The organism is Pseudomonas sp. MWU16-30322 (genome assembly GCF_020515535.1).
GTDB lineage: Bacteria > Pseudomonadota > Gammaproteobacteria > Pseudomonadales > Pseudomonadaceae > Aquipseudomonas > Aquipseudomonas fluorescens_H.
In genome coordinates this window covers 1-310 of record NZ_JAIWYL010000037.1, presented here as the reverse complement: position 1 = coordinate 310, position 310 = coordinate 1, and the positions used below count along the sequence as shown (strand labels likewise).

2 tRNA genes are annotated in these 310 nt (G+C 48.7%); both read right to left on the bottom strand.

The window, feature by feature from the left end:
- Positions 1–75 precede the first annotated feature (75 nt).
- Positions 76–151, bottom strand: a tRNA-Ala gene (locus LCH64_RS28225).
- A gap of 9 nt (positions 152–160) precedes the next feature.
- A tRNA-Ile gene (locus LCH64_RS28220) sits at positions 161–237 on the bottom strand.
- Positions 238–310: the final 73 nt, after the last annotated feature.

Genomic DNA, 310 nt, shown 5'->3' with positions numbered 1-310 from the left:
ATCTAATCAAAGACTAGAAATCAATATTCACACCGGAATATTCATTTCTAAACTCTAACAAGCAGAAGCAGTTAATGGTGGAGCCAAGCGGGATCGAACCGCTGACCTCCTGCGTGCAAGGCAGGCGCTCTCCCAGCTGAGCTATGGCCCCATACAAAATTGGTGGGTCTGGGCAGATTCGAACTGCCGACCTCACCCTTATCAGGGGTGCGCTCTAACCAACTGAGCTACAGACCCAATTTCGAGCGCGTAACTGATTAGCTAAGAGCTATCAGCTTGGAGCTTAAAGCTGCTTCTATCGTCTTCTTCA